The sequence below is a fragment of the Burkholderia sp. AU31652 genome (genome assembly GCF_002223155.1).
GTDB lineage: Bacteria > Pseudomonadota > Gammaproteobacteria > Burkholderiales > Burkholderiaceae > Burkholderia.
Genome location: NZ_NKFG01000005.1, coordinates 1110726 through 1132515, shown reverse-complemented (window position 1 = coordinate 1132515; position 21790 = coordinate 1110726). Strand labels below are relative to the sequence as shown.

Here is a 21790-nt window from a genome sequence, read left to right as displayed (position 1 = left end):
GTCCGCGCGCGCATTGCCGCGCCGGCATCGATTCGTGTTACGAATCCCCGATTCCTGCCTACAATGTTCAGAACGCCAGTCGTCCGGCCTGCCGCCGGCGACGACCGGATCCATACGGCGCAGCGCAGGCCGGATCTCTCGGGGGACGTATGTCCGCGCATGCCAGAAAACCACTGGTCTCGCTCGTCGTGCCGTTCCATGACGAGGAAGAAGCCATCGACGCGTTCTTTGCCACGACGCTGCCGATCCTCGAATCGGTCGAGTCGGTCCGTTTCGAGATCGTCTGCATCAACGACGGCAGCCGCGACGACACGCTCGGCCGGCTGATCGACGTCGCCGCCGGCGACCCGCGCGTGCGCATCGTCGATCTCACCCGGCGCTTCGGCAAGGAAGCCGCGCTCACCGCCGGCATCGACGAAGCCGCCGGCACCGCCGTGATCCTGATCGACGCCGACCTGCAGGACCCGCCCGCGCTGATCCCCGCGATGGTCGAGCGCTGGCTCGCCGGCGCCGAGGTCGTCGCCGCGAAGCGCACCGACCGCAGGTGCGATCCGCTGATGCAGCGCGTGGCCGCCGCGCTCTACTACCGCGTGCACAACCACCTTTCCGAAGTCGAGATGCCCGAAAACGTCGGCGATTTCCGCCTGATGGATCGCCAGGTCGTCGACGCGCTGCGCGCGCTGCCCGAGCGGCGGCGCTTCATGAAAGGCCTGTTCGCGTGGGTCGGCTATCGCATCGAGCTCATCGAATACACGCGCGCGCCGCGCAGCGGCGGCCGCTCCAAATTCTCCGGATGGCGCCGCTGGAACTTCGCGCTCGAAGGCATCACCAGCTTCAGCACCGTGCCGCTGCGCGTGTGGACCTACATCGGCCTTGCGTTCGCCGCGCTGTCGTTCGTCTACGGCGCCTTCATCGTCATGCGCACGCTGCTGTTCGGCAACCCCGTGCACGGCTACGCGTCGCTGATCTCCGTGATGCTGTTCATCGGCGGCATCCAGCTGATCGGCATCGGCGTGATCGGCGAATACCTCGGCCGTATCTATCACGAATCCAAGCAGCGACCGGTCTATCTCGTGCGGCGGCGCTATCACGCGCAGCGGGACGCCGCCGCGCATCCGGCGTCACAGCTGCTGCAGTTTCCGCTCAAGCGCACGCACGCGGCCCGCCGCCGAACGTCGCAGCCCGCCGCGACCGGCCACGGCGCCGCGCGGAAAGCGTCCATCAAGTAACCGCGCGCACGACGCATGGATCTCCCCCGACAAGCGATACGATCGGCGGTCCCTCCCGTCCGCGCATGGCTGACACCCCGGCGCGTCGTCGCGTACAGCGCGGTCGCGCTCGCGTGCTACGCGCTGTTCGTCGCGATCTGGATCGCCGTCGTCCGTCACGCGCCCGCCACCGCGCCGTCGCGCCCGGGCCCCGACTACGCGGTGTTCTGGTCGGCGTCGTACGTGATGCTGCACGGCTCGCCGTGGCAAGCGTACGATCTGCCGACCTTCTCGCGGCTGGCGGCCGAGCTGTTCCCGCAGTTCCGCCGCGAAGACCTCGTCGCGTGGCTGTACCCGCCCACCAACCTGCTGCTCGTAACGCCGCTGGCGCTGCTGCCCTATGCGATCGGCTATCCGCTGTTCGTCGCGTTCGGCATCGTCGTGTTCGGATTCGCCGCAGCGCGCGTATCGGGGCTCGGCGCGCTCCCCGGGTTGCGGCGCGTCGGCGCGTTCGCGCTGCTCGCCGCCCCGTGCGTGTTCGTCACCGGGATGTTCGGGCAGAACGCGTTCCTCACCGCGTCGTGCGCGGCGCTGGCCGTCTGCTGGGCCGACCGTCGGCCGATGTGGGCCGGCCTTTGCATCGGCCTGCTGTCGGCGAAGCCGCAGATGGCGCTGCTGTTCCCGTTCGTGCTGGTCGCCACGCGCGCCTGGCGCACGATCGCGTGGGCCGCGCTCGCCACCGCCGCGTTCACCGCATTGAGCATCCTGATCTGCGGCGTCGAATCGCTTCGCCTGTTCGTCGCCGGCACGGCGCTCGCGCGCACGCTCCTCCTCGAGCAAGGCATCGTGTTCTGGCTCGCGTCGCCGGCGCCGTTCGCCGCGCTCCGCCTCGCGGGCCTGCCGCCTGGCGCCGCGTATGCAGGGCAAGCGTGCATCGCGGCGCTGGCGATCGCCGCCGCCTGCATCGTGTGGACACGCTCACGCGACGTCCGCTTGCGTGCGGCGGTGCTGGCCGTCGCCACGCTCGCGGCGAACCCGTACGTGTGGCACTACGAGCTCGCCTGGCTCGGCATCGCGATCGCGTGCCTGCTGGCGATCGGCTGGCAGGACGGCTGGCTGCGCGGCGAGCAGACCGCGATCGCGCTCATGTGGCTGCTGCCGGCCGTCGAATACCTGAACCCGTGGCTGCAAGGGCCGCAGATCGGCCCGGTCGTGACGCTGTTCGCGCTCCTCGTGCTGCTGCGCCGCGCCGGCCCGGAGGCTCAGAACGCGAGCCGCGGCGGCACGTAGATGCCGTAGTACGGCCCGACGCCGGTCGCGACGCCGGTCATCTTCACGCCGGCGACGAAATGGCCCTGGATGTACTTGTATGTGCCGCCCAGCGACACGTCGATATGGAACGGCGCGAACGCGACGATCGGCACGGAGGTGCTGGTCGCCGTCTGCGTGACGACCGGCAGCACCACCGTCGCGCCGACCGGCACCGACGTATAGAGCGTCGCCTTCACGCCGGTCGCGAGATTGATGGTGTCGCCGATGTTGAGCGTCGTCGGATTGCCGGTTGTCATCAGGCCGCCCATCGTCGTCGTGTCGGTCGCGCTCGACTGGAACGACGTCCACTGCCCACCCATGCACAGCAGGCCGTAGACCTGGCCGTTCGTGATCGAGAATTCGAACGGCTGGCCCGTCAGCGGATTGATCAGCGGCTGGTTGGTCGACGCGTTCCAGTACAGGTTGTACACGCACTGGTCGATCGCGACCGGAAACAGCCCGCCGGCCCCGACCCCGCCCGGCGCCGCCAGCACCGCCACGGCGGTCGCGCTGTCGGATGCGCCGGGGATCCCCAGCAGCCCGCCGAGCAGCAGCGGAATCGAGCCGCCGTTCACGCCGGGCGCGCGCGACACGGTGACCTGCACCGCCGGCACGTCGTACTGGCCCGGCGTGATGGTCGTCGGCTGCATGGAGGCGGGGTTGCGCGTCACGTTCCAGTATCCGGTGGTCACCGTGCCGGTCGACAGCGCCGCGCCGGCCGCCGAGTGCTGCGCGATCACCCCATTCGCCGCCGGCGCGGCCTGCGACCAGTTCACCGCGCCGCCGCTCGGCGACATCATCGCATCGGCCCCCGCGAGCGCGGCCGCGTCGGCCGCGTTCTGCAACTGGTTGTTCACCGTGATGACCCACGCGATGTCGATCGCCAGCGCGCCGAACGACAGCAGCGGAATCAGGAACAGCAGGAAGAACAGCGCGACCGAACCGCGCTGCCGTTCGGCGCCGACGGGTGGCGTGGCGGTCACGTCATTCATAGAGCATCACCGACGTCGCCGAGACCGTCACCGGGCCGGTGAGCGCGCTGAACGCGGAGCCCAGCACGAGCCCCGAATACGTGTAGGTCACCGTCACCGTCAGCGCGGTGCCCGACGTCGTGCCGTTCGCCTGCGTCACGGTCACCGCCGGTGTCGTCGCCGCGCCGCCGGTGATCAGGCTGTTCTGCATCGCGGTCTGCGCGATGTTCGCGATCTGCGTCGTGGTCAGCATCGGCACGCGCAGCATGACGCCGGCGCGCGCCGCCTCGCGGCTCGCGTTCGTGATGACGGCCTTGTCGCACAGGAGCAGGCTCGTGTCGATGATGCCGATCAGCACCATCAGCAGGAACGGCAGCATCAGCACGAACTCGAGGGACACGACGCCGCGCGCGTGGCGGGCGCCCATCGCCCCGCGTGTCATTTTGCGGCCCCCGCACCCGGTGGTACGACACCCGGCTCCAGCGCCGCGCCGGACAGCGGCGGCGGGCTACCGGCCCCGCCGACCACCCCGGCACCCCCGCGCGACGCCAGCCGCGCGCGCACCGCCTGGTAGAAGCGCAGGTTGTCGGCCACCGCCGACGCGGGCAACTCCGCGGACAGCAGCTTCTTCGCCGAATCGGTGTTGCCGAGCACGCCGTACGCGAACGCGAGGTTCTGGCGCGCCTGCCACGGCGCGGACGGCAGCCCCGCGACGTCGAGCAGCACGTTCACGCCTTCGCGCGGCCGGTTGCTCAGCACGAGCGACAGCCCGAGGTCGACGCGCAGCCCCTGCGCGTCAGGATGCGCGCGCAGCGCGTCGCGATACACGACCTGCGCATCCGCATGACGCCCCTGCAGGTCGAGCACGGTGCCGAGCCCCTCCGCCGCGAGCGGATGGTTCGGCTGCGCGGCGAGCAGGTCGCGGTAGCGCTGCGCGGCTTCATCGAGGCGCCGCTGCCGCAACGCGACGCGCGCGAGCCCGAGCTGCGGGCCGAGTTCCGCGGGTGCCTGCCGCTGCGCTTCGTCATAGAGAATCCGCGCGCGCTCCAGGTCGCCCGCGCGGTAGTTGACGTCGCCGAGCCCGAGGCGCGCCGCGAGCGAATCGGGATGCTTCGCGAGCACCTTCTCGTACAGCGTCGACGCGAGATCGACGTTGCCGCCGGCCAGTGCACTGTCGGCGATGCGCAGTTCGGCCTGCGGGTCGTCGCTCTTGTGCGACAGCACCGGCCGCGTCTGGACGCCCGGCGCGCCGCAGCCGCCGGCCAGCACCGGCAGCACGGCCGCGAGCGCGAACGCGCGTATGACGGATCGTGTCATCTGAACACCTCGAGCAGGCGAATCGCCGCCGGGCCCGCCGCGATCAGGCAGACCGTCGGCAGGATGAACAGCATCATCGGCAGCGTGATCTTCGGCGCAAGCTTCGCGGCGCGTTCCTCGAGCGCGACGATCTGCTCGGTGCGCTCGGTGCGCGACAGCGTGCGCAGCGCCTGCGTGATCGGCGTGCCGAACCGCTGCGACTGCGTCAGCGTCGTCGCGAGCGAGCGCGCCGACGTGAAATCGACACGCATCGCGAAATGCGCGAGCGTCGCGGACACGTCGCCGCTCAGCGTCAGCTCGTCCGCGCATACGGTCAGCTCGTCGGCGAGCGGCGGGCAGATGCGCGCCAGTTCGTGCGCGACGCGCCGGATGCCCGACGCGAGACTGTTGCCGGCCATCGTGCAGATCACCAGCAGGTCCAGCGCATCGGGAAAGCACGCGGCGATGATCCGGCGCCGCCGCCGGATCATCACGCCGAGCACGTATTCAGGCACGATCACGCCGATCACGAAGGCGGCGATCATCGCCAGCGCGCGGATCACGAAGTATTCGCCGAAGCGCGGAATCAGCGGGCTGAACACGATCGCGCCGCACGCGAACAGCACGCCGCAGCTCAGCTTGATCCCGATCATCACCGACGCCGCGCGGCGCTCGCGAAAGCCCGCGCGCGTCAGCTGCAGGCCGAGCTTCACGCGCTGCATCGGGTCGAGCACCGGCAACCGTTCGCCCAGCTGCGCGAGCCGGCGCGTGAGATCCAGCCGGACGCCGCCCGGCTGCAGCCACCCCGCCATCGATGCCGGCGGATGCTGGCCGGCAGCCTGCCGCACGCGCGCGGCGATCCGTTGGCGGGTGCCGCCGCCGGGCGTGGCGAGCGCCACCGCGACACAGCCGAGCAACAACAGCAACTCGAGGCCACGGGCAGCCAGTATCGACATCGTCATCGCGCGGTATCCAGTTTCGAGATCTTGCGGATCACCAGCAGGCCGACCGTCAGCAACCCGGCCGCGATCGTCAGCATCGTGTGTCCCGGGTGCGTCGTGAACAGCAGCATCACGTAATCGCGGTTCACGAGGAACAGCGCGCCGATCATCACGAACGGCACCGCCGAAATGATGTTCGTCGTGATGCGCCCTTCGGCGGTCAGCGCGCGCGTCTTCAGGCGGATGTCGCGACGCGTGCGGATGATGCTCGACAGCTCGTCGAGCGTTTCGCCGAGGCTGCCGCCGGTCTCGCGTTGCAGCAGCAGGTAGACGGTGAAGAACGAGAAGTCCGCGATCATCAGCCGGTCGGCCGCCTGCGTCAGCACGTCCTTGAGATCCGCGCCGACGCGCAGGCTGTCGCCCATCGAGCGGAACGTCGCGCGCACCGGCTCGGCCGCGCCGTCGCCGACCATGCTGATCGCCTGCGTGACCGGAATGCCCGCGCGCACGGCCCGCACGATCACGTCGATCGCGTCCGGGAACGCTTCGAGAAAACGAATCCGGAAGCGCTCGACCAGCGCACGGTAGCTGGCGCGCATCGTGACCAGCGGCAACCCGACGTAGATCAGCGGACGCAGGATGCCCGGCGGCCCGATCAGCTTCACCGCGACGATCGCAACGATTGCGCCGGCGATCGTGCTCGCGACGACGATCCGCACGCCGCCCTTGCCGCCGACCGCGCGCACGCGCGTCACGCGGCGCTGCAGCCACGCGCGCAGGCGGCCCTGGCGGCGCTCGAGGTTGAACAGCGCGACCCCGGGCGTGGCGGAGGCGAGCCCGTCGCGCCCGGCGAGCGACGGCGACAGCCGGCGCATCCGCGCGCGGATGCGCTGGGCCGGCGTGCGGCTCGCGCGATCGAACCACGACGACAGCACAAGCCCGATCGCGAGGATCATCACGAACGCGCCCACCGCGAACAGGTCGGCGGCCCTCATTGCCGGAACACCTCGGTGAGCGCATCCTCGACGCCGTAGTACGCGGCGCGCGCCGCGAATGACGGCCGCAACGGCGACGCCTCGAACACGCCCTTCACCGCGTCGCGCGTCGTGTCGCCTTCCTGGCGGAACGCGAACAGATCCTGCGTGATCACCACCTCGCCTTCCATCCCGACGATCTCGGTGATCCGCGTGACGCGCCGCACGCCGTCGCGCATCCGCTCGATCTGCACGAACAGGTGCACGGCGCTCGCGATCTGGCGCCGGATCGACAGCAGCTGCAGGTTCGCGTTCGCCATCATGACCATGCTCTCGAGCCGGCTGATCGCATCGCGCGGCGAATTCGCGTGGATCGTCGTCATCGAGCCGTCGTGCCCCGTGTTCATCGCCTGCAGCACGTCGAACGCCTCGGGGCCGCGAATCTCGCCGAGGATGATGCGGTCGGGCCGCATCCGCAGCGCGTTGCGCACGAGATCGCGCTGCGAGATCCCGCCGAGCCCCTCGGTATTCTCCGGCCGCGTCTCGAGGCTCACGACGTGCGGCTGCAGCAACTGCAGCTCGGCCGCATCCTCGATCGTCACGATCCGTTCGTGCTGCTCGATGTGCTGCGACAGCGCGTTGAGCAACGTCGTCTTGCCCGAGCCGGTGCCGCCCGAGATCACGATGTTCAGCCGGCACGCGCACGCGACCTTGAGCACCTGCAGCATCGGATGTGAAATGTTGCCCTGCTGCGCCATCCGCGCGAGCGTGATGTCGCGCTTCGCGAACTTGCGGATCGAGATCGACGGGCCGCGCATCGCGATCGGCGGCAGCACGACGTTCACGCGGCTGCCGTCGGCGAGCCGCGCATCGACCATCGGGCTGCTCTCGTCGACGCGGCGCCCCACCGCCGCCGCGATCCGCTGCGCGACGCTCGCCACATGCGCGTCGTCGCGGAACTTCAGCGACGTGAGCTCGAGCCGGCCCGCGCGCTCGACGTAGACCTGGTCGGGCCCGTTGACGAGGATGTCGGTGACCGAATCGTCGGCAAGCAGCGGCTCGATCGGCCCGACGCCGAACATGTCGTTCAGGATCGCGTCGATGATCAGCACCTGCTCGCCGGCCGTGATCTTCAGCCGCTCGCGCTCGACCGTATGCGCGGCCACCTGCTCGATGCCCGCGCGCACTTCGTCGCGCGTCTTCATCAGCGCCGCCGACATGTTCATCGACGCGAACACCGCGCTGCGGATCGCGTCGAACTTGCTCGACCGGATCAGCGCCTCGTGGGTGTCGGCCGCCACGGGTGTACGGGCCGGTGTCGGTGCAGGCGTGTCCGCCGCGGTCGGAGCCGGGGCCGATGGCGCGGCCTCGCGCGCCACGGCGGGCGTCGCGGCCGGTGGCTCGGCCGGCACAGGATCCGCCGGCGGCCGGTTGCGGGTGCCGAACGTCACGTTCCCTTCCTCCACTTGACGAGCCGCGCATACCACGGCTCGGCGACGGCCATCGGCTCGCCGGTGATGCCGTTCGCGAGCTGCCGGATCTGGTCCAGGAAGCCGTTGCGCTTCGCGCCTTCGATCGGCTCGCCGAGGTTCTCGGCAACGGCGAGCGTCTGCGGCTCGTGCGGCAGCTCGTGCAGCGTCGCGCCGCCGAACGCCGCCTCGAAATCGACCGGCTCGACGCGGCCCGCGACCGGGGCAAGCGGGTTGTTCAGCACCATCGACAGCAGCCGCTCGCCGGGCAGTTCCCGCACGAAGCGCACGAGCCGCGCGGCTTCGTACGCGGCGTGCACCGAACGGTCGACCACGACGTGGACGAGATCGGACGCCACGAGCGCGTCCTCGAGCAGCTTGCCGGCGCCGCTGCCGACGTCGAACAGCACGTAGTGGAAACGGTCCTTCAGCATGTCGACCAGGCGCGCGACGGCCTGGTCGCCCAGCGTGACGTCGGCGCCGTAGGCCAGCTCGGCGGACAGCACGTGCAGCCGGTCGCCCTTCGTCACGAACATGCGCTCGAACAACGCGTCGTCGGGACGCTGCCCCATGTTCAGCAACTCGATCAGCCCGTTGTTGCTGGACAGCCCCAACATCGAGTTCGCGCCGCCGCCATGCAGGTTCAGGTCGACGTAGGCCACCCGGCGGCGCTTCTCGCTCGCCAGGAAGCGCGCGAGGCTCACCGTGATCGTGGTCGCGCCGACGCCGCCGCGCGCGCCGACGAAGCTCACGACCTTGCCGGTGCGCGCCTGCACGACCGATTCCGTCGCGGTCAGCGCACGCCGCATCAACTCGACGGTCAGCGGCTTGACGATGTAGTCCTGCACGCCGATGCCGAGCAGGTTGCGAAACAGCCCGACGTCGTTCTGCGTGCCGATCGCGATGACGCGCACCGACGGGTCGCACACGTCGGCGAGCCGCATCAGGTCCGACACCGGCAGCACCGAATCGGACACGTCGATGACGAGCTGGCGCGGCGAACGCTCGTACTGCTGCAGCAGCCCGATCGCATCGTCGCAGGTGCCAAGCTGCAGCTGGGTGCGCGTGATCGCCAGCTCCTGCGTGACGCGGCGTATCACGTCCTCGCTGCCCGAATCGGCGACGACCGCGACGAGATCGGCCGCGCCCGCGGACGCGGCGCGCCGGGTGTGCTGACGGTCGAGGAGGTTCATGGGCGGCATCGTGATGGCATCCGGGCGATCAATGGCTGGGCGAGCCGGTCGTCTGCGTCTTGCCGGGCGTCGGCTGCTTCACGCGATCCTCGACGTAGCGGCGCACCGCGTCGGCGGCCGTCTGCGCATCCGCGCCGCCGTACGGCACGGGCGCGACGAGATCCTCCGGCCGCGCGAGCATCGCCGCGAGGTTCGAATAGGTCGCGCAGCCGAACGGCACGCCGGGCCGCGCGTACCCCGCGTCGACGAGATGCGACGGCTGCATCAGCTTCGCGCAATCGGGCGCCACCGCGTGCGCGCCGTCGAAGCCGATCGACCGCGCATCGGGCAGGTTGACCGGCGGCGGCGCCGACAGGCAGCCCGCACACACCAGCGGCAGGAGTGCGGCAACGATCGATCGGGTTCGCATGTGCGCCTCCGGTTCAGTACACGAAGCCCGCGGCGCCGACGAGGCGCGGCGTGTCGCCCGACAGCAGGTCGAGCCCGAGGTTGCGCTGCACCGCGAACTCCAGGTCGCTGCTCGGCCGCGCGACGGTGTCGATCGCCTGCTCGAGCTGGCCGGGCCCGGTCGGCTGCACGACGTACGGCGTGACGATCACGACCACCTCGGTCTTGTTGTCCTGGAAGTTCTTCGACGAAAACAGCCGGCCGATGATCGGCAGCCGGCCGAGCCCCGGAATCTGCGACACGGTGTCGGCCGTCTGGCTCTGCAGCAGCCCGCCGATCGCGAAGCTCTGCCCGCTCGACAGCTCGACCGTCGTGTCGACGCGCCGCACCGTGAGCGCCGGCACCTTGATGCTGCCCGTCGTCACGCTGTTGCTCGGATCGACCTCACTGACTTCCGGGCGCACCTTGAGGCTGATGCGGTTGTCGGCGAGCACGGTCGGCGTGAAGTCGAGCGACACGCCGAACGGCTTGTACTCGACCGTGATCACGCCGGTGTTGCCGGTCTGCGCAACCGGAACGGGAATCTCGCCGCCCGCGAGGAAGCTCGCGGTCTCGCCGGACATCGCGGTGAGGTTCGGTTCGGCGAGCATCGTGATCAAGCCCTCCTGGTCGAGTGCGTCGAGCACCACGTCGATCGACCAGCGCCCCGCGCGGAACCCGCCGAGCACCGAGAAGGCGCCCGTCGGCGACAGGTTGAACAGGCCGTTCGTCGGATCGAACAGCGTGCGCCCGTTGAGCAGCCCGCCGACGAAGTTGCCGGCGCCGCCCAGCGAGCTCCAGTTGATGCCGAGCTGCTGCGTGATGTTGCGGCTCACCTCGGTCACCCGCACGCGCAGGTTCACCTGGATCGGGCGCGACAGCGTGAGCCGGTTCACGATCTTTTCCTTGTCGTGCAGGTACGGCGTGAGCGACTGCATCACGGCGTCCGCGTCGGCCGCGCTCGGCACCTTGCCCGACACCATCAGCGAGCCCGGCGCGCCGGACACCGACAGCTTCAGCTGCGGAAAGCGGCTGTCGAGCACGCCCTGCAGCGACGCCGTGTCGACCTGCACGATCACCGTCTTGCGCAGGATCGGGCGATGGTTCGCGCCGAGCGCGATCAGCGTGGTGGTGCCCGCCTTCTTGCCGAACACGAACACGGTGCGCGGGGACGGCACCTGGATGTCCGCGATCGACGGATCGGCGACGAACATCGCGGCCGCGGGTTCAGGCAGCGACAGCAGTTCCCCCTTGCCGGTCGCAATCGACAGCGCCGCGCCCGCGTCCGGCGCGCGTGCGACCTGCGCCAACGCGCTCCCGGACGCGACGATGCAGGCCAGGCCCCCGATAGCGATCCAACGAACCATGCGCACCATGCGTGTTCCCGTCAAATGCCGGCCGCCGGGCGGCCGGCCCGAATCGTCAATCCGTCACTGCGCCGCCATTGCCGGCGGTTGCGCAGTCGTCTCCGCCGCGACATTCGCGCCGCCCGTCGTCGTGGGCATTGCAGGCACTGCAGGCATCGCCGGCCACGCCGGCAGCCCGGCCGGCAGCGGCGGCAGGCCCGGCGTGCCGGTGCCGCCGCCACGCGATCCGTCGTCGACCGACGAACCGCGATAGATCACGACCGCGTTGCTCCGCCACGCCGGCCGCGCGCCCGACTCCGGCCTGGCGGACGGTTCGCGTGCGGCCTCGCGGGCCGCGCGCGACACGTCGCCGGCCCACACGGGCTGCGTATCGGGCTCCTGCGCGTCGCCGCCTGCCGGCTGCCGCCGGTCGCTCGTCGCGAAACTGCGCAGCGCGAGCGACAGCGAGCCGAGGCGGGTCGCCACCAGCACGACCTGCGCGGTGCGCGGCGCGACCTCGAGCGTGACCGTGCGGGCGCGGGCGGTCGCATCCGGTGCGCTCGCGGGCGCCTTCGCGCGCTGGAATTCGGAGCCGACCGCGAGCACGCGCGCACGCCGCACCACGGTCTCCGCTTCGAACGTGCCGGGCGACGTCGCCGAGCCGCCGATCTGCTGCGTCAGCAACACGTCGACGAAGTCGCCCGGCTGGATCAGCCCCGCGTTGCCGGACACGTCGTCGACCGGCACCGAAATCGCGCGCATGCCGGGCTGCAGCGCGGCCGCGAGAAAATCCGGCGCGCCGGCCGGTATCACGTTCTCGACACGAATCGGTGCGCCCGCGCCGACGTGGTTGCGCAGCAGCGCGCCCTTCAGGTCCGCGCCCGGCTGCGACTCGACGAATGCGCCGGCCGGCACCTGCGCGCGCGGCATGCGCTTCCACGCGAGATCGTTGTCGCGCAGCAGCAGCCCTTCCGGCAAATCGGCGGCGGCGACCCGCACGCGCGCCTGATCCGTTTCGGCGGGCACCGACGGCGTCGACGCGGCGACGTACAGCTCGCGCAGGATGAACGCACCGATGCCGGCGGCAACGACGAGCACGGCCAGTCTCAGCGGTTTGGGCATGGCGGCGTGCGTCCCCCCGGCTAGGTAAGCGAAACCGTGTATGGAAACGACGCCCAGACGGCCAGCGTGCCGCCGAGCGCGAGCGCGACGCCGTACGGCACGCCGCGCGCGGCGACCGCGCGAACCGGCGCTGCGCGCCACGGCCGCGCCGCCAGCAACGCGACGCCGCACAGCGCACCGCCCGCCCCGACGGCCATCAGCACCGGAAACGCCAGTGCCGGGCCGGCCCACAGGAATACCGCCGCCGCCAGCTTGACGTCGCCTCCGCCGATCCAGCCCGCGTGGCGCATGCCGCCGAACAGCAGCAGCATCGCCGCCCCGGTCGCGACATGGCCGGCCAGCGGCGCGAGCCCGTCGCGCGCGAACACGGCCGCGACGAAATACAGCGTCGCGAACGCGAGCACCGCGCGATTGGACAGGCGCCGGTCGCGCAGATCCTGCGCGGCGAGCGAGGCCAGCAACACCGTGGCCACCGACTGCACGAGCGTGAGCATGGGAGAGCCGTCCGTCGACACGCCCCGGCCGGACACGTTCTACCGCTGCGGATCCCGGTGTTCGTCGGTGGCGCGCGGGTTCAGGGGATCAGATCAGGCTCGTCACCTTGTTGATCAGTGTCGTGAACACGCTCGGCAGGCCGCCGCTGGTGCTGCTGAGGATCACGCCGACCGCCGCGAGCGCGACCACGACGATGCCGGCCAGCACGGCGTATTCGAGCGAGCTGACGCCACGTTCGTCACGCAGCAGGGACTTGACGTATTGCAGCATGGCAACCTCCGTGTAACGGGGTCGGTGACCGACCGTTGAACGCAAAGATGCTCCGTTGCTCCGGCGGTTGCGCAGGGCCTTCGCCCGTTGCGATGCATGCGCGCGACCCTGGCACGAGGTCGCCCGCATCCCCCGGAATCCTCTCGACGACTGCAACACGCGGCGTGCAAACGACATCTTCGATCGTTGCGTGCCTGCATCCGTTGTGCGGTCTTCCCGCACGATGCAACCGCGCTGATTCGTCTAGGGTATAGACAATTTTTCAGGCGAATTCAAATTATTTGGCGTCGGATGCATTTATGGATTTCATCGTGCAACGATGAATTCCATACCATCCATTTACGGTCATTTTTTCTCGCATGACAGCGAATGGTTCGTCGATCGGAACGCGCATGCCGACTATTTCAGCGCGTGAATTTCCGCCCCGGTTTCCATTCGATTTATCGGCATGCCGGGCCGCACCGCATGCGCGCGTCTGGCCACGCCCGCCTTGCCGTCCCGGCGTGCATGACGGACTCGCATCGCATGTCGCTGACTACCTGCCCCCGTTTTTAGGCCCGGATTCGGCAAGTGATCGTCGCGCGAATCCACCCGCGTGTTCAATGCGACTTTCCAATCGGCAATTTCATGATGCCGCTTCCGGCTTCAATCGACTTGATTGGAATCCTGATTGAATGTCAGATGCATGTGAATGCCGTTCTCATCCGGATGGAATGAATCGCCCGGCGCACCAACCCGGAAAACGGCGATAAGCATAGTTCAAATCGTTTCTTGTCCGGCCCCGGGCCGTCATCGAGAATGCGCCGACGGGCTGAGGCCCGGTGTCGCTCCTCCCAACGTTCCGGACCCATCGATTCATGCTTCCACTGCGCCTGCTTCGCTCGCTGCTGATCGCGTCCCTCATTGCGTTGCCGGCCGCCGCCGCGCACGCCGACAAGCCCGCCACCATCCGCATCGGTGTCGCCCAGCAAGGCGCCGGCGATCCGCCGACGTTCGGCGGCTCGAGTGCGGCCACCGCGCAGTTGCAGCAGCTGGTCGAAAAGGAGTTCGCGGCCGACGGCATCAAGGTCGAATGGCTGTTCTTCAAGGGCGCGGGGCCGGCCGTCAACGAGGCGATCGCCAACAAGGCGCTCGACTTCGCGTACCAGGGCGACCTGCCCGCCGTGCTCGCGCGGGCGAACGGGATCAAGACGCGCCTGCTGCTCGCCGCGAGCGTGCGCTCGGGCGTCAAGATCGCGGTGCCGCCCGACTCCCCCATCCGCTCGATCAAGGACCTGAAGGATCGCCGCGTGTCGATCTTCCGCGGCACGAACCTGCAGCTCGTAGCCGACAACGCGCTCGCGAAGAACGGCCTCGGCGAACGCGACCTGCGCGTGATCAATCTCGACGCCGCGAGCTCGCTCGCCGCGCTCGCGTCGAAGGGCATCGATGCGTCGGTGGGCGATTACCAGCTGTACAAGCTGCGCGACGCGGGGCTCGCGAAGATCATCTACGAATCGCAGAACGACGGCCCGCAACTCACGCGCCAGACTCACCTGCTCGTGCTCGACGAGTTCGAGCGCGCGCATCCGGACATCGTGCAGCGCGTCGTCACCGCTGTCGTGAAGGGCGCGCAATGGTCGTCCGACGAAGCGAACCGCGACGCGTTGTTCAAGCTGTGGGCGAAAAGCGGCGTGCCTGTGTCGTCGTGGCAGGCCGACTATGCGAACCAGCGCCTGAAGGACCGCCTGTCGCCGCTGATCGATCCGTTCTTCGTCGCGCGCTACAAGTCCGTCGCGCAGGATGCGCTGGCGCTGAAGCTGATCCGCCAGCCGGTCGACGTCGATGGCTGGTTCGAGCCGAAGTATCTCGACAATGCGCTGCGCACGCTGAAGCTCGAAAGCTACTGGCCACGCTACGACGCGGCCGGCAAGCCGCTTTCCTGACCCGGACCCGCCACGATGAGCGACACCGCGTTTTCCATTCCGTCATCCGGGCGCCACGCGCTCGCCGCGCCGCCGCACCGTGCGGCGGCCGTGAAGCGGTGGTCGTGGCGGCTCGCGCCGTGGCTGCTGCCTGCACTGCTGTTCGTGCTGTGGAGCATCGGCAGCGCGCGCGGCTGGATCGCGCCGCAGATCCTGCCGCCGCCCGAACGCGTGTTCGACGCACTCAAGGATCTCGCGACGAGCGGCGACCTCGTGCGCCACACGCTGATCAGCCTGCAGCGCGTGCTGGTCGGCTTCGCCGCCGGCACGCTGCTCGGCTTCGCGACCGGCGTCGCGCTCGGCCTGTCGCGCACGCTGGAAGCCTACGTGCTGCCGAGCTTCAATGCGCTCGTGCAAATTCCGGTGCTCGGCTGGCTGCCGTTCCTGCTGCTGCTCGTCGGTGTCGGCGAACCGCTCAAGTACCTGCTGATCGCGCATGCGGCGCTCGTCCCCGTCACGCTGAGCACGTTGCAAGGGTTTCGCCAGACGCCGCCCGCGCTCGACGAAGTCGCCAGCGTATTCGGCTACACGCGGCGGCAACGCATCGTGCACGTCGTGCTGCCCGCCGCGATCCCGACGCTCGCGACCGGCGTGCGGCTCGCGTTCACGAAGTCGTGGCTCGCGCTCGTCGTCGTCGAGCTCGTCGCGTCGTCCGAAGGGCTCGGCTACCTGATCGTGTACGGCCGCCAGCTGTTCCAGCTCGACCTCGTGATGGCGGCCGTGATCGTCGTCGGCGCGGTCGGCCTGCTGATCAACCGGCTGCTCGATGCACTCGAAGCGCGCTTGCGCCGCGGCGTGCCGTCCGCGTTCCGCGGCTGAAGCGCCGCCCCTGCCCGCGCAATCGAAGGAGCCCCACCGTTGACGTATCCTGCTGCCGCGCCTGACACCAACCCGCCCGCCACCGCGACCGCCCGTCGCCTGCGCGCCCCCGACTGGCGCGGCTTCGTGCTGCCGCTCGTCGCGTTCGCGCTGTGGTGGGCAATCGCTTCCGCGCACCTCGTGAGCAGCGGGCTGCTCGTCGGCCCCGCCGACGTGTTGCGCACCGCATGGGCGCAAGCCACGAGCGGCGCACTCGGCCGCGCGCTGTCCGCGTCGCTCGCGCGTGAAGCGTGCGGCTTCGTGCTCGGCGCGATGGGCGGGCTGCTGCTCGGCGCCGTGCTCGGGCTGTCGCGCGTCGCCGCACGCATGGTCGGCCCGAGCTTCGACACGTTCAAGCAGGTCTCGCTGTTCGCGTGGATTCCGCTGATTTCCGTGTGGTTCGGCCTCGGCGACGTCGCCAAGGTCGTGTTCCTGTCGCTCGCCGCGCTGCTGCCCGTCGCCGCGCACACCTGCGACGGCATTCACGCGGTGCCGCGCGCGTATGTCGACGTCGCCCGTGCGCTGCGCTACTCGCGGCTCCAGCTCGTGCGCTACGTGATCCTGCCGGCCGCGCTGCCGTCGATCTTCACCGGGCTGTATCTCGGCCTGATCTATTCGTGGCTCGCGACGCTCGGCGCCGAATACCTGCTGGTCGCCGGCAGCGGGATCGGCAACACGCTGATCGACGGCAGCGAACAGTTCCGGATGGATCTCGTGCTGTTCGGGATCATCGTCGTCGGCGTGACCGGCTGGGCGCTGAACGCGATCGCGCGGGCGATCGAGCGCAAGGTGCTGGCCCGGCGCGGCGACCTGACGCGCTGATCGCCGTTTCCTTTCTCGTCACCCTCTTTCTCGCACCGCCATGACGACCCTCGCCTCCGATTCGCTCGACATCCTCCACGTGAGCAAGCACTACGCGCAACGCGGCGCCGCGCTCGCCGTACTCGACGACGTGTCGCTGCACGTGCGCGCCGGTGAATTCGTCACGATCGTCGGCTCGAGCGGTTGCGGCAAGTCGACGCTGCTGCGGCTGATCGCCGGGCTCGATACCGATTACGCGGGCGAGATCCGGGCCGGTGCCGAACGCGTGCGCGACACGTCGCTGCAGCGCGGAATCGTGTTCCAGGATCACCGGCTGTTCCCGTGGCTGACCGTCGCGCAGAACATCGAGGCCGCGCTGCGCAACGCGCCGCTCGACGCGGCCGCGAAGCGGCGCGCGGTTGCCGATCACGTCGCGCTCGTCGGGCTGAACGGCTTCGAGCACGCGTATCCGAACCAGCTGTCGGGCGGGATGGCGCAGCGCGTCGCGATCGCGCGCGGCCTCGTGAACCGCCCGCGCGTGCTGCTGCTCGACGAACCGTTCGGCGCGCTCGACGCGCAGACACGCGCGCGGATGCAGAACGAACTGCTGCGCATCTGGGAACAGGAGCGCATCACGATGATCCTCGTCACGCACGACGTCGACGAAGCCGTGTATCTCGGCGACCGCGTCGTGACGATGGCGCCGCGCCCGGGCCGCATCGAACGCATCGTCGATGTCGCGTTGCCGCGCCCGCGCCGGCGTGATTCGCCGGAATTCGCGCGATTGCGCGACACCGTGCTCGCCGATTTCGACGACCACGAACCGCCGGGCCACGATCGCCCGGGCGGTAAGCGCATCGACACGCCGCGCCCGCACCGGATCGGCGAATGGCGGCTTGCGTGGTAGCACGCATGCCGCACCGCATTGCTCAGCATGACGACGCATATCGATCATCGCTGCGCACACGCTAAGGTTGTGACGATTCATCGGTTCCGATTGCGCGCGGTCCCTGCTTGAATGGAGACTCGACCGACCCGACTCCAGGAGACTCCCGATGTCCGAAGTCCAGCACGCCGCTCACCCGTCTTCGCATGCTTCGCACGCCGCGCCGCGCACGGCCGCCACGCCGCTCCAGCTTCGCCAGGTCGCCGGCCGGATCGGCGCCGAGATCGCCGGCGTGCGCCTGTCGGGCACGCTCGACGACGCGACGTTCGATGCGATCCAGGCCGCGCTGCTGCGCCACAAGGTGCTGTTCTTCCGTGGCCAGCAGCATCTCGACGACACCGCGCAGGAAGCGTTCGCACGCCGCTTCGGCAAAACCGTCGCGCACCCGACCGTGCCGTCCGTCGACGGCAGCACAGCCCTGCTCGAACTCGATTCCGCGCACGGCGCGCGCGCCAATTCGTGGCACACCGACGTGACCTTCGTCGATGCGTACCCGAAGATCTCGATCCTGCGTGCTGTCGTGATTCCGCCGTTCGGCGGCGACACCGTGTGGGCCAACACGGCCGCCGCGTACACGAACCTGCCCGACCCGCTGCGCGCGCTCGCCGACACGCTGTGGGCGCTGCATACCAACGCGTACGACTACGCGTCGACGCACGTGCATGCCGACGATACGCAACTGAAGCGCTACCGCGAAGTGTTCACGTCGACCGTCTACGAAACCGAGCACCCGGTCGTGCGCGTCCATCCGGAAACCGGCGAACGCACGCTCGTGCTCGGGCATTTCGTGCAGCGGCTCAAGGGGCTGTCGGCGCAGGATTCCGCGCACCTGCTGCAGGTGTTCCATGAACACGTGACGCGTCTCGAGAACACCGTGCGCTGGAACTGGCAGGAAGGCGACGTCGCGATCTGGGACAACCGCGCGACGCAGCACTACGCGATCAACGACTACGGCGATGCGCGCCGCGTCGTGCGCCGCGCGACCGTGCACGGCGACGTGCCGGTCGGCATCGACGGCCGCCAGAGCGTCGTGCTGAAGGGGCCGGGCGCGACGCTGCAGTAACGCCCGCGTCGCGCGGCGGCGGCGCTCCGTGCGCCGCCGCGCCTGCCCCCGCTTTCCGCTACCGGACACCGACCATGCCCTTCCCGCCTCCGGACCGACGCTTGCACGCGCAACGATGTCGGCCCTCCGCCCCCTCCACTTCCGCCAGGAGCGTCGCATGAGCGCCCTACTCGAACCCGCCGCCCAGCCGGTCGACGTGATTCCGCTGTCCGCCCATATCGGCGCGGAAATCCGCGGCGTCGACCTCACGCAACCGTTGACCACGCCGCAGATCGCGGCGATCCGCGCCGCGCTGCTGAAATGGCGCGTCATCTTCTTTCGCGAGCAATTCCTCACGCACGAGCAGCATGTCGCGTTCTCCGCGCAGTTCGGCGAACCGACGGTCGGCCACCCGGTGTTCGGGCACGTCGACGGGCATCCGGCCGTCTACTCGATCGCGAAGCATCGCAAGGCGACGCGCTTCGAAGGCGAACCGGTGCGCCGCCCGTGGACCGGCTGGCACACCGATGTGACGGCCGCCGTGAACCCGCCGTGGGCGTCGATCCTGCGCGGCGTGACGATCCCGCCGTACGGCGGCGACACGCACTGGACGAACCTCGTGCGGGCGTACGAAACGCTGTCGGCGCCGCTGCGCGGCTTCGTCGACGGCCTGCGCGGCATTCACCGCTTCACGCCGCCGGCCGGCGCGCGCGCCACCGGTGCGTTCGACGACGCGGTCGAGCGCCGCCCGCTCGTCACCGAGCACCCGCTCGTGCGCGTGCATCCGGAGACCGGCGAACGCGCGCTGTACGTGAGCCCGAGCTTCCTGAAATCGATCGTCGGGCTGACGCCGCGCGAGAGCCAGGCGCTGCTCGAACTGCTGTGGGAGCACGTGACACGGCCGGAATTCACGATCCGCTTCAAGTGGGAACCGCGCAGCATCGCGTTCTGGGACAACCGCGCGACCGCCCACCTCGCGCCGGTCGACATCTTCGATCTCGACTTCGATCGCCAGCTGTATCGCACGACGCTCATCGGCGACGTGCCGGTCGGCCCCGACGGCCGGCCGTCGGTCGCGCTCGAAGGCTCGCCGGTCGAAGCCGCGGCGGCGGTCGCGCTCAACTGAACTGAACCGCTCTGCCGGCAGCCGGCGCGCACTGCATCGCGCCGGCCTTTCCCGGTTCGTGCCCCACCGCGCGGACGACAGCACCGTCCGCGCGGCCCGCCCGTCAATCCAGCCAGACCCCGTCGAAGCGATGCCCGCCGAGCGGCGAGAACGTCAGCCCGTGCACGCGCTTGGACACCGGCAGCGACACGATCGACGTCGCGATCGGCGTGAACGGCACCTGGTCCTTGAACACGACCTGCGCCTGCTCGTACAGCGCCGTGCGCTTTGCGACATCCCCATTGGAACGCGCCGCGTCCACCAGCTTCTCGAAATCCTGGTTGCACCACTTCGCGAGATTGCTGCCGTGCACCGCGTCGCAGCCGAGCAGCGTGCCGAGCCAGTTGTCGGGGTCGCCGTTGTCGCCCGACCAGCCGTACAGGATCGCGTCGTGCTGCCCGTCGTGCTTCGCGCGGCGGTTGTATTCGCCCCATTCGTAGCTGACGATCTTCGCGCGCACGCCGATCTTCGCCCAGTCCTGCTGGATCAGCTGCGCCATCAACTGCGCATTCGGGTTGTACGGGCGCTGCACGGGCATCGCCCACAGCGTCAGGTCGAAGCCGTTCGGGAAGCCGGCCTGCGCGAGCAGCGCCTTCGCGGCCGCCGGGTCGCGCGGCGCATCCTTCAGCCGCGGGTTGTACGACCATTGCGCGGGCGGCATCGGGTTCGTCGCGATCGTCGCGTCGCCGTTGAACACGGTCTTTATGATCGCCGACTTGTCGATCGCGATGTCGAGCGCGCGCCGCACGTCGACGCGATCGAGCGGCGCATGCTGCGTGTTGTACGCGACGAAGCCGACGTTGAAACCCACCCCCGAGAACAACGTCAGCTTCGGGTCGCGCCGCACCGTGTCGAGATCGGCCGGCCGCGGAAACGCCGATACCTGGCATTCGCCGGCCACCAGCTTCTGCAGGCGCGCGGCCGGATCGGGCGTGATCGCGAACACGAGGCGCGCGAGCTTCACGTCGTCCGGTTTCCAGTAGTCGGGATTCGCGTCGTAGCGGATCAGCGCGTCCTTCTGGTACGTGCGCAGCAGGAACGGCCCCGTGCCCACCGGGAACTGGTTGATGTCGGCCTCGCGATGGCGCGCCGCGAGCTGCGACGCATACTCGGCCGACAGGATCGACGCGAACGCCATCGCGAGATTGCGCACGAACACGACGTCGGGTGTCTTCAGCACGAAGCGCACCGTGTAGTCGTCGACCTTGTCGATGCGCTCGACGTTGCGGTCGAAGCCGAGGTCGCTGAAATACGGGAAGCTGACCGGATAGGCCTTGCGGAACGGATCGTCGGGATCGAGCATCCGGTGGAACGTGAAGACGACGTCGTCGGCCTGGAACGGCCGCGTCGGCTTGAACCACGCGGTGGTCTGGAATTTCACGTCGCGCCGCAGATGGAACGTGATCGTGCGCTGGTCGGGCGACACGTCCCAGCGCGTCGCGAGCGCCGGCTCGAGATCGAGCGTGCCGCGCTTGAACTGCACGAGCCCGTTGTAGACCGGGTACGTGCTCGCATCGAAATCGGTGCTCGTCGTATGCTGGCCCGGATCGAAGCCCGCCGGGCTGCCTTCGGTGCAATACACGAGCGTCTTGCCGGACGGCGCGGCAAGCGCGTGCGTGGCCGCGCCGGCGAGCAGCAGCGACGCCGCGAGACAACGCAGGGCGATCGCGGCATGGGGGACGCCACGCGCACGACGCGCGGCTGACGAAACGAAAGCTTTCTTCATGGTGACGGATTCAGGAAAGAGCTGTCATGAAAATGACGACGGCCGATCTTCGCGCGCCTCCCGCCGATCGCTTACCAATTAATTTCGCGTTGCTTATCGTCGTGGCTGCATCCCGCTGCCCGTGCATGAAAACGTCCACGCGAGCGCCGGGCGGCCGTCTCGCGCCGCCGTCTTCCGGCCCCCTGCAGACTCGCCCGAAATGGCGCATCGTATCGGCTGGCCAACGCCGGCACCGGCGCGCCGGGATTCGCCCGACGCCGCCGCGC

The 21790-nt window shown here is 69.6% G+C and carries 21 protein-coding genes; 8 read left to right on the top strand and 13 right to left on the bottom strand.

Annotated elements, in window-relative coordinates; translation table 11 throughout:
* Positions 1-149: 149 nt before the first annotated feature.
* Complete coding sequence (locus tag CFB40_RS22680; RefSeq protein ID WP_089432436.1) at positions 150-1229, top strand: glycosyltransferase family 2 protein; 1080 nt, start codon at positions 150-152, stop codon at positions 1227-1229.
* A gap of 15 nt (positions 1230-1244) precedes the next feature.
* On the top strand, positions 1245-2498 hold the full coding sequence (locus tag CFB40_RS22675) for a glycosyltransferase family 87 protein (RefSeq protein ID WP_089432435.1): 1254 nt from the start codon (positions 1245-1247) through the stop codon (positions 2496-2498).
* Here CFB40_RS22675 and CFB40_RS22670 read toward each other — a convergent pair.
* The 12 genes from CFB40_RS22670 to CFB40_RS22615 all read right to left on the bottom strand — a co-directional run bounded on the left by CFB40_RS22670 (position 2471) and on the right by CFB40_RS22615 (position 13022).
* Positions 2471-3511: a TadG family pilus assembly protein gene (locus CFB40_RS22670; protein WP_089432434.1), complete on the bottom strand. Its 1041-nt coding sequence runs from the start codon at positions 3509-3511 to the stop codon at positions 2471-2473. The two genes, CFB40_RS22675 and CFB40_RS22670, sit on opposite strands and share 28 nt — an antisense overlap.
* Positions 3504-3932, bottom strand: a complete 429-nt coding sequence (locus CFB40_RS22665; RefSeq protein ID WP_089427878.1) for a TadE/TadG family type IV pilus assembly protein — start codon at positions 3930-3932, stop codon at positions 3504-3506. Before CFB40_RS22665 ends, CFB40_RS22670 begins: the two co-directional genes overlap by 8 nt.
* Complete coding sequence (locus CFB40_RS22660) at positions 3929-4807, bottom strand: tetratricopeptide repeat protein (RefSeq protein ID WP_089427879.1); 879 nt, start codon at positions 4805-4807, stop codon at positions 3929-3931. The genes CFB40_RS22665 and CFB40_RS22660 overlap by 4 nt, the downstream gene beginning before the upstream one ends.
* The gene (locus CFB40_RS22655) at positions 4804-5748 is read right to left on the bottom strand and encodes a type II secretion system F family protein (RefSeq protein WP_089427880.1); all 945 of its coding nucleotides are present in this window, start codon (positions 5746-5748) and stop codon (positions 4804-4806) included. Before CFB40_RS22655 ends, CFB40_RS22660 begins: the two co-directional genes overlap by 4 nt.
* A complete protein-coding gene (locus CFB40_RS22650; RefSeq protein WP_089427881.1) occupies positions 5745-6722 on the bottom strand; it encodes a type II secretion system F family protein in 978 nt (325 codons plus the stop codon). The genes CFB40_RS22655 and CFB40_RS22650 overlap by 4 nt, the downstream gene beginning before the upstream one ends.
* The gene (locus CFB40_RS22645; protein WP_089433281.1) at positions 6719-8152 is read right to left on the bottom strand and encodes a CpaF family protein; all 1434 of its coding nucleotides are present in this window, start codon (positions 8150-8152) and stop codon (positions 6719-6721) included. Before CFB40_RS22645 ends, CFB40_RS22650 begins: the two co-directional genes overlap by 4 nt.
* Positions 8149-9372, bottom strand: coding sequence for an AAA family ATPase (locus tag CFB40_RS22640; RefSeq protein WP_089432433.1), 1224 nt, complete (start codon positions 9370-9372; stop codon positions 8149-8151). The genes CFB40_RS22645 and CFB40_RS22640 overlap by 4 nt, the downstream gene beginning before the upstream one ends.
* 19 nt (positions 9373-9391) lie before the next feature.
* Positions 9392-9772, bottom strand: a complete 381-nt coding sequence (locus CFB40_RS22635; RefSeq protein WP_089427883.1) for a CpaD family pilus assembly lipoprotein — start codon at positions 9770-9772, stop codon at positions 9392-9394.
* Between the two features lie 13 nt (positions 9773-9785).
* Entirely contained in the window at positions 9786-11165 is a 1380-nt protein-coding gene (locus CFB40_RS22630; protein ID WP_089427884.1) for a type II and III secretion system protein family protein, read from the bottom strand.
* A 54-nt stretch (positions 11166-11219) separates the two neighbouring features.
* On the bottom strand, positions 11220-12257 hold the full coding sequence (cpaB, locus tag CFB40_RS22625) for a Flp pilus assembly protein CpaB (RefSeq protein ID WP_089432432.1): 1038 nt from the start codon (positions 12255-12257) through the stop codon (positions 11220-11222).
* Positions 12258-12277: 20 nt separating this feature from the next.
* Entirely contained in the window at positions 12278-12751 is a 474-nt protein-coding gene (locus tag CFB40_RS22620; protein ID WP_089432431.1) for an A24 family peptidase, read from the bottom strand.
* A gap of 88 nt (positions 12752-12839) precedes the next feature.
* Entirely contained in the window at positions 12840-13022 is a 183-nt protein-coding gene (locus CFB40_RS22615; protein ID WP_041493341.1) for a Flp family type IVb pilin, read from the bottom strand.
* Between the two features lie 857 nt (positions 13023-13879).
* Between CFB40_RS22615 and CFB40_RS22610 the strand changes: the two genes are divergently transcribed.
* From CFB40_RS22610 to CFB40_RS22585, 6 genes are all read left to right on the top strand, one after another.
* A complete protein-coding gene (locus CFB40_RS22610) occupies positions 13880-14947 on the top strand; it encodes an ABC transporter substrate-binding protein (RefSeq protein WP_089427887.1) in 1068 nt (355 codons plus the stop codon).
* 15 nt (positions 14948-14962) lie between these two features.
* Entirely contained in the window at positions 14963-15805 is an 843-nt protein-coding gene (locus CFB40_RS22605) for an ABC transporter permease (protein WP_089432430.1), read from the top strand.
* Positions 15806-15844: 39 nt separating this feature from the next.
* Complete coding sequence (locus CFB40_RS22600) at positions 15845-16666, top strand: ABC transporter permease (protein WP_089432429.1); 822 nt, start codon at positions 15845-15847, stop codon at positions 16664-16666.
* A gap of 40 nt (positions 16667-16706) precedes the next feature.
* Positions 16707-17552 (top strand): ABC transporter ATP-binding protein, encoded by an 846-nt coding sequence (locus tag CFB40_RS22595; RefSeq protein ID WP_089432428.1) that lies wholly within the window; start codon positions 16707-16709, stop codon positions 17550-17552.
* 148 nt (positions 17553-17700) lie between these two features.
* Positions 17701-18654 carry a TauD/TfdA dioxygenase family protein gene (locus tag CFB40_RS22590; RefSeq protein ID WP_089432427.1) on the top strand — a complete coding sequence of 318 codons (954 nt, stop codon included), beginning with the start codon at positions 17701-17703 and terminating at the stop codon, positions 18652-18654.
* 157 nt (positions 18655-18811) lie between these two features.
* A complete protein-coding gene (locus tag CFB40_RS22585) occupies positions 18812-19759 on the top strand; it encodes a TauD/TfdA dioxygenase family protein (RefSeq protein ID WP_089432426.1) in 948 nt (315 codons plus the stop codon).
* Positions 19760-19862: 103 nt separating this feature from the next.
* On the opposite strand, the gene CFB40_RS22580 is transcribed toward CFB40_RS22585, so the two are convergent.
* On the bottom strand, positions 19863-21524 hold the full coding sequence (locus CFB40_RS22580) for an ABC transporter substrate-binding protein (protein WP_089432425.1): 1662 nt from the start codon (positions 21522-21524) through the stop codon (positions 19863-19865).
* Between the last annotated feature and the right edge of the window lie 266 nt (positions 21525-21790).

What these genes read in the sequence shown, in the direction of transcription:
- CFB40_RS22670 (WP_089432434.1), bottom strand. Translation starts at nt 3,511, where the DNA reads ATGAATGACGTGACCGCCACGCCACCCGTCGGCGCCGAACGGCAGCGC.
- CFB40_RS22630 (WP_089427884.1), bottom strand. Translation starts at nt 11,165, where the DNA reads ATGGTGCGCATGGTTCGTTGGATCGCTATCGGGGGCCTGGCCTGCATC.
- CFB40_RS22620 (WP_089432431.1), bottom strand. Translation starts at nt 12,751, where the DNA reads ATGCTCACGCTCGTGCAGTCGGTGGCCACGGTGTTGCTGGCCTCGCTC.
- CFB40_RS22650 (WP_089427881.1), bottom strand. Translation starts at nt 6,722, where the DNA reads ATGAGGGCCGCCGACCTGTTCGCGGTGGGCGCGTTCGTGATGATCCTC.
- CFB40_RS22585 (WP_089432426.1), top strand. Translation starts at nt 18,812, where the DNA reads ATGAGCGCCCTACTCGAACCCGCCGCCCAGCCGGTCGACGTGATTCCG.
- CFB40_RS22595 (WP_089432428.1), top strand. Translation starts at nt 16,707, where the DNA reads ATGACGACCCTCGCCTCCGATTCGCTCGACATCCTCCACGTGAGCAAG.
- CFB40_RS22655 (WP_089427880.1), bottom strand. Translation starts at nt 5,748, where the DNA reads ATGACGATGTCGATACTGGCTGCCCGTGGCCTCGAGTTGCTGTTGTTG.
- CFB40_RS22615 (WP_041493341.1), bottom strand. Translation starts at nt 13,022, where the DNA reads ATGCTGCAATACGTCAAGTCCCTGCTGCGTGACGAACGTGGCGTCAGC.
- CFB40_RS22610 (WP_089427887.1), top strand. Translation starts at nt 13,880, where the DNA reads ATGCTTCCACTGCGCCTGCTTCGCTCGCTGCTGATCGCGTCCCTCATT.
- CFB40_RS22660 (WP_089427879.1), bottom strand. Translation starts at nt 4,807, where the DNA reads ATGACACGATCCGTCATACGCGCGTTCGCGCTCGCGGCCGTGCTGCCG.
- CFB40_RS22590 (WP_089432427.1), top strand. Translation starts at nt 17,701, where the DNA reads ATGTCCGAAGTCCAGCACGCCGCTCACCCGTCTTCGCATGCTTCGCAC.
- CFB40_RS22605 (WP_089432430.1), top strand. Translation starts at nt 14,963, where the DNA reads ATGAGCGACACCGCGTTTTCCATTCCGTCATCCGGGCGCCACGCGCTC.
- CFB40_RS22580 (WP_089432425.1), bottom strand. Translation starts at nt 21,524, where the DNA reads ATGAAGAAAGCTTTCGTTTCGTCAGCCGCGCGTCGTGCGCGTGGCGTC.
- CFB40_RS22635 (WP_089427883.1), bottom strand. Translation starts at nt 9,772, where the DNA reads ATGCGAACCCGATCGATCGTTGCCGCACTCCTGCCGCTGGTGTGTGCG.
- CFB40_RS22680 (WP_089432436.1), top strand. Translation starts at nt 150, where the DNA reads ATGTCCGCGCATGCCAGAAAACCACTGGTCTCGCTCGTCGTGCCGTTC.
- CFB40_RS22640 (WP_089432433.1), bottom strand. Translation starts at nt 9,372, where the DNA reads ATGCCGCCCATGAACCTCCTCGACCGTCAGCACACCCGGCGCGCCGCG.
- cpaB (WP_089432432.1), bottom strand. Translation starts at nt 12,257, where the DNA reads ATGCCCAAACCGCTGAGACTGGCCGTGCTCGTCGTTGCCGCCGGCATC.
- CFB40_RS22665 (WP_089427878.1), bottom strand. Translation starts at nt 3,932, where the DNA reads ATGACACGCGGGGCGATGGGCGCCCGCCACGCGCGCGGCGTCGTGTCC.
- CFB40_RS22675 (WP_089432435.1), top strand. Translation starts at nt 1,245, where the DNA reads ATGGATCTCCCCCGACAAGCGATACGATCGGCGGTCCCTCCCGTCCGC.